The following is a 5,855-nucleotide window of genomic DNA, read 5'->3' as shown; positions in this document are numbered from 1 at the left end:
GGTCATCTAACCCGTCTTCTTGTAAAATAGAGTAATGTTTTGCTCCATCGTAAGCAAATTCTCTATAAACCTCGTCTGCAATTAAAAACAAATCATGTTTTTTGACTATAGCAGCTAATTTTTTAATTTCGTCTTTAGAGTATAAATATCCTGTAGGATTTCCTGGGTTACAAATTAATATCCCTTTTGTTTTAGGAGTAATCAATTTCTCGAACTCTTCTATTGGTGGTAATGCAAAGTTATCTTCTATTTTTGAAATTACAGGCACTACTTTTACTCCAGATGCTGTTGAAAAACCGTTGTAATTAGCATAAAAAGGTTCAGGAATAATTAACTCATCATCCACATCCATTATACTTCCAAAGGCAAATAAAAGAGCTTCACTTCCTCCTGTTGTTACAATAATATCGTTATGCTTTACATGGATATCATTTTTAGCATAATAAGCTGCTATTTTTTGTCTGTAAATTTCAGAACCTTCAGACCTTGTGTAAGCCAAAATATCTAAGCCATGCATTTTTACAGCGTCTAAAGCTATTTGAGGTGTCTTTATATCAGGTTGTCCAATATTTAGATGATAAACAGTTTTACCTTGTTTGTATGCTTTTTCAGCAAAAGGTACAAGCTTTCTTATTGGTGATTGAGGCATTGATTGCCCTTTTTTTGAAATCGATGGCATGGTATAAATTTTATATAACAAAGTTGCAAAAAAAAAGTTTAATCTGTGTTATTATATTTCTTAACTTAAGTTGTTATGAAAATAAAAAACATATTGTTTTTAATTATCTTTTTTTTGCCTTTGCTTTCTTTAGCACAAGGTAAGTATGTTGTAAATAATAAAAAAGGAGTAGATAAAATTAATTTTAAACTGCTTAATAATGTTATTATTATTCCAGTTGAAGTTAACGGTGTTCAGCTTTCTTTTCTACTAGACTCTGGTGTTAGTAAACCTAATTGTATTTAATTTTTTAAATGCATCAGATTCTTTAGAGATTTTAAATGCAGAAACTATTTACCTAAAAGGTCTTGGGAATAATGGCAAAGTCCCAGCACTAAAATCTTCTGGAAACACTTTTAAAATAGGTGATGCAGTAAATACTAATCAAGATTTTTATGTCATTTTTGATTCATCTATAAATTTTGCGCCTAAACTAGGAATCCCAATTCATGGTATTATTGGTTATGATTTATTTAAGGATTTAGTAGTTAGTATTTGCTAAATAATAAAGCAAATAAAATTAACCAATCCAGAAAAGTATAAATATAAAATTTGTAAAAAATGTGAAACTTTTCCATTAGAGTTTTATAATAATAAGCCTTATTTTAATGTTTCAGTTAGTGTATTAGATAAAAATATACCTGTAAAATTATTAATAGACTCCGGAAGTAGTGATGCACTTTGGCTTTTTGAAAATGATAGTTTAGGTTTAAAAGTTAAAGACAACTATTTCAACGACTTTTTAGGCTATGGATTAAGTGGAACTGTATATGGTAAACGTTCTAAAATAATTTATTTTAGTGCTAAATCTTTAGTTCTAAACAGCCCTTTGGTTGCCTATCCAGATTCTACCTATACCTCTTTTTTAAGAAAAATAAAAGATAGAAATGGTAGCGTTGGTGGTGAAATTTTAAAGCGTTTTAATATTATTTTAGATTACAGTAATGCTAGAATGGTTATTAAACCTAATTCGAATTTTAAAAAAATATTTAGTTATAACAAAAGTGGATTAGAAGTAGAGAATGAAGGTGTAAGATTAGTTACAGAATATGAGCCCAATACAATATCTAATATTAAGGATAGAAGAATTAATACAATTAACGTTCAAGCTGTTTATACAAACACCAGAAAATTTATAGTTAAGAAAGCGTATACCATTTCTTTTGTAAGACCTGACTCTCCAGCTGCTAGAGTAGGACTTCAAAAAGGAGATGTAATAATAAAAATTAATGGTAATGACTCTAATAAATTTAGTCTACAAGAACTAATTTATAAGTTTTATGATAAACAAGGTAAAAGCATTAGTATGGAAGTTGAAAGGTTAGGAAAAAGAATAAAGGTTATTAGAGGTCAGTATTTAATTACGTATCTTAAATACTATTAAATTTGTTAATTATGGAAATATTTAAGGGTCAAAATCTTCTAGAGTTCTCTGATCGGTTTAAAACAGATGAAAATTGTAAGGAATATTTAGCTATTTTGAAGGCAAAAACTACTTATAAATGCTTAAAATGTAATCATACAGCTTATCAATCACTTAAAGATTTTGGTAGACAGTGTAATATCTGTAGGCATATAGAATCTGCGACCTCTAACACTCTTTTTCATAAAGTTAAATTTGGAGTTAGAAAAGCCTTTTTTATCTGTTTTGAGATGTCGACTACAACTAAAAGTCTATCTGCTAGTTATATGGGAATTCGTTATGGAGTTACCGAAAAACCGCACGTTTATTCATGTTAAAAGTGCGAGAGGCTATGTCTTCAAAGGGTAATAATCCGATGGATGGCAATGTTCATGTTGACGAATTTGTTCTAGGTGGAAAAGAACAAGGTAAAGTTGGACGTAGTTATAACAGCAAGAAGAAAAAGGCAGTAACAGCTGTTCAGCTTACAGAAGATGGAAAAGTAAAACGTATGTATGCTATGACCATTGAAGATTTTTCTTCACAGTCACTACAATACATTTTCATCAACCATATAAACAGAGCGGCAAAAGTTACTACTGATAAATGGAGAGGTTATAAACCTATTGCTAAAGTCTACAATATTACTCAAATTGAAAGTAATAAAGGATTAAATTTTAAAGCCTTACACACTATGATTCATCAAGTAAAATCATGGATTAGAACAACATATTCTTGGGTAAGTGAACATAATTTAAACAGATATTTTAACGAGTTTTGTTTTAGAATAAACCGTTCTCAAAGTAAAGCAACGATATTTAATAACCTAATGGTTAAAATGGTGGAAGCTGACAAAATCTATCAATCTGAATTTATAAGTAATTAACTACTGACCTCTAAAGGTTATTTTTAAATTAGAGTCTTTAATAAACTAAAAAAGCCAAAAACATATGTTTTTGGCTTTTTTAAATTAATTAAGAATATGGGTTTATTGTTCCATTACGCTTTTACTTTTTGTTTTAGTAAGTACACTAGCTTTAGAAGGATCTATAACTTCTCCTTTAATTTTAAGTGTTACAGTTGGTGTAGATGCATTAGATAGAACAGTAATTGTTTTTCTAATTGGCATAACACGGTTTGTGTCATACTTAACTTCAATTTCACCTGTCATTCCAGGCATAATAGGAGCTTTAGGTTTTTTTGGTACAGTACAACCACAACTAGAACTCACTTTAGATACAATTAATGGAGCATCTCCAGTATTTGTAAATTCAAATGTTCTCAGGCCATTAGCACCTTTTTCTACAGTACCGTAATCAATGGTCGTTTCTTTAAATTCAATTTTAGCTACTTTATCTTGAGCATTAATTGAAAAACTAATTAATCCTACAAATAATAATGTTATTATTTTTTTCATCATCTTCTATTTTAAGTGTTCGTAAATTTAAGTACTTTTTACTCGTTCTGCAAAATTATTAGATATAATACAATCTTACAAGTACATTCAGCATATTTAACTGTACATTAATACATTTTAATATTTCACAGAAACAGAAATATAAGTATTTTTGCTAATTAATATTCAAAAACTATTCCAAAGTATGAACATTCCATCAAAATATGATGCAAAAGCAGTAGAAAATAAATGGTACAGCTACTGGACAGAGCATAACTATTTTCATTCTACGCCAGACGAAAGAGAACCTTACACTATTGTAATTCCACCTCCAAACGTTACAGGTATTTTGCATATGGGACACATGCTTAATAATACCATACAAGATGTGCTTATTCGACGTGCACGCTTACAAGGTAAAAATACCTGTTGGGTGCCAGGAACAGACCATGCCTCTATTGCAACCGAAGCTAAGGTTGTTGCACGTTTGAAAGAGCAAGGTATTGATAAAAACGATTTAACTAGAGAAGAGTTTTTAAAGCATGCTTGGGATTGGACCGAAGAATATGGTGGTGTAATTCTAGAACAACTTAAAAAATTAGGATGTTCTTGCGATTGGGAGCGTACAAAATTCACAATGGACGATGATATGTCTGAAGCTGTAATTAAAGTTTTTGTCGATTTGCATGAAAAAGGATTAATATATAGAGGTTACCGAATGGTAAACTGGGATCCAGAGGCAAAAACAACATTGTCTGATGAAGAAGTTATACACGAAGAACGTCAAGGAAATTTATATTATTTAAATTATAAAATTGAAGGAAGTGTTAATACTTTAACTATCGCTACCACAAGACCAGAAACCATTTTTGGAGATACTGCCATTTGTATAAACCCTAATGATGAACGTTTTACGCATTTAAAAGGCAAAAAAGCAATAGTTCCTATTTCAGGGAGAGTGATTCCTATTATAGAAGATGAATATGTAGATATAGAGTTTGGTACAGGTTGTTTAAAAGTAACACCTGCTCACGATGAAAATGATAAGTTTTTAGGAGACAAGCATAAATTAGAAGTAATAGATATTTTTAATGAAGATGCTTCTTTAAATAGCTTCGGATTGCAATTTGAAGGTCAAGAACGTTTTGTGGCTAGAAAAAATGTTGCCAAATTATTAGAAGAAACAGGTGTTTTAACAAAAACTGAAACTCACATTAATAAAGTAGGAACAAGCGAAAGAACAAAGGCAGTTATCGAACCAAGATTAAGCGACCAATGGTTCTTAAAAATGGAAGAGTTGGTAAAACCAGCAATAGAGTCTGTTTTAGGTGAAGATGCAGAAATAAAATTATTTCCTAAGAAGTTTGAAAACACATATCGTCATTGGTTAGAGAATATTCGCGATTGGAATATTTCTAGACAATTACTTTGGGGACAACAAATTCCTGCCTATTACTATGGAGATGGTAAAGAAGATTTTGTAGTTGCAGAAAGTATCGAGCAAGCATTAGAGAAAGCCCAAAAAGTAACTGGTAAATTAGATTTAAAAGCATCAGATTTAAAACAAGATACAGATGCTTTAGATACATGGTTCTCATCTTGGTTATGGCCAATGAGTGTGTTTGATGGTATTAGAAATCCAGAAAACGAAGAAATTAAATACTATTACCCTACAAACGATTTAGTAACAGGACCAGATATTTTATTCTTTTGGGTAGCACGAATGATAATTGCAGGCTACGAGTATAAAGATCAAAAACCTTTCAATAATGTGTATTTAACAGGTTTAGTTCGCGATAAGCAACGTCGTAAAATGTCTAAATCTTTAGGGAATTCTCCAGACGCACTTAAACTTATTGAAGATTATGGAGCAGGAGGCGTTAGAGTTGGTCTACTTTTAAGTAGTGCAGCAGGAAACGATTTAATGTTTGACGAAGCGCTTTGCCAACAAGGAAAAGCCTTTGGTAATAAAATCTGGAACGCCTTTAACTTAACTAATATTTGGGAGGTTAGTGATGCTATAGTGCAACCTAACTCAAGCAAAATAGCTTTAGATTGGTATGAAGCAAAGTTTCAAACAGCTTTAGTAGAAATAGAAGATCATTTTAGTAAATACCGTTTAAGCGATGTTTTAATGTCTATTTATAAGTTGATTTATGATGATTTTTGTGGTTGGTTACTAGAGATAGTAAAACCAGCTTATCAACAACCAATAGATGCTTTAACGTATAATAAGGTAATGGCTATTTTTGAAGATAACCTGAAAATATTACATCCTTTTATGCCATTTCTAACAGAAGACATTTGGCAATATATTGCAGAACGTTCTCCTGAAGAAG

Annotated in this window: 6 protein-coding genes and 1 pseudogene; 5 read left to right on the top strand and 2 right to left on the bottom strand. The window is 30.7% G+C overall.

Annotation, left to right across the window (positions count from 1 at the left end; genetic code table 11):
* Positions 1 to 679, bottom strand: a 679-nt coding sequence (locus QNK89_RS04845) for an aminotransferase class I/II-fold pyridoxal phosphate-dependent enzyme (protein ID WP_340169836.1), incomplete at its 3' end; no start/stop codon positions are given.
* 75 nt (positions 680 to 754) lie between these two features.
* Here QNK89_RS04845 and QNK89_RS04840 point away from each other — a divergent pair.
* From QNK89_RS04840 to QNK89_RS04825, 4 genes and pseudogenes are all read left to right on the top strand, one after another.
* On the top strand, positions 755 to 964 hold the full coding sequence (locus QNK89_RS04840) for a hypothetical protein (RefSeq protein ID WP_340169834.1): 210 nt from the start codon (positions 755 to 757) through the stop codon (positions 962 to 964).
* A complete protein-coding gene (locus tag QNK89_RS04835; protein ID WP_340169833.1) occupies positions 939 to 1,220 on the top strand; it encodes a hypothetical protein in 282 nt (93 codons plus the stop codon). The genes QNK89_RS04840 and QNK89_RS04835 overlap by 26 nt, the downstream gene beginning before the upstream one ends.
* Before the next feature lie 327 nt (positions 1,221 to 1,547).
* Positions 1,548 to 2,102: a PDZ domain-containing protein gene (locus tag QNK89_RS04830; protein WP_340169832.1), complete on the top strand. Its 555-nt coding sequence runs from the start codon at positions 1,548 to 1,550 to the stop codon at positions 2,100 to 2,102.
* A gap of 11 nt (positions 2,103 to 2,113) precedes the next feature.
* Positions 2,114 to 3,006, top strand: a pseudogene (locus tag QNK89_RS04825) (IS1595 family transposase).
* A 102-nt stretch (positions 3,007 to 3,108) separates the two neighbouring features.
* On the opposite strand, the gene QNK89_RS04820 reads toward QNK89_RS04825, so the two are convergent.
* Positions 3,109 to 3,537 carry a DUF1573 domain-containing protein gene (locus tag QNK89_RS04820; RefSeq protein WP_340169831.1) on the bottom strand — a complete coding sequence of 143 codons (429 nt, stop codon included), beginning with the start codon at positions 3,535 to 3,537 and terminating at the stop codon, positions 3,109 to 3,111.
* Positions 3,538 to 3,721: 184 nt separating this feature from the next.
* On the opposite strand from QNK89_RS04820, the gene QNK89_RS04815 reads away from it, so the two are divergent.
* On the top strand, positions 3,722 to 5,855 hold a 2,134-nt coding region (locus QNK89_RS04815), incomplete at its 3' end, for a valine--tRNA ligase (protein ID WP_340169830.1).

It is taken from the genome of Lacinutrix sp. (genome assembly GCF_037625555.1).
Taxonomy (GTDB): Bacteria; Bacteroidota; Bacteroidia; order Flavobacteriales; family Flavobacteriaceae; genus Lacinutrix.
This window is presented reverse-complemented; position numbering and strand designations above follow the sequence as displayed.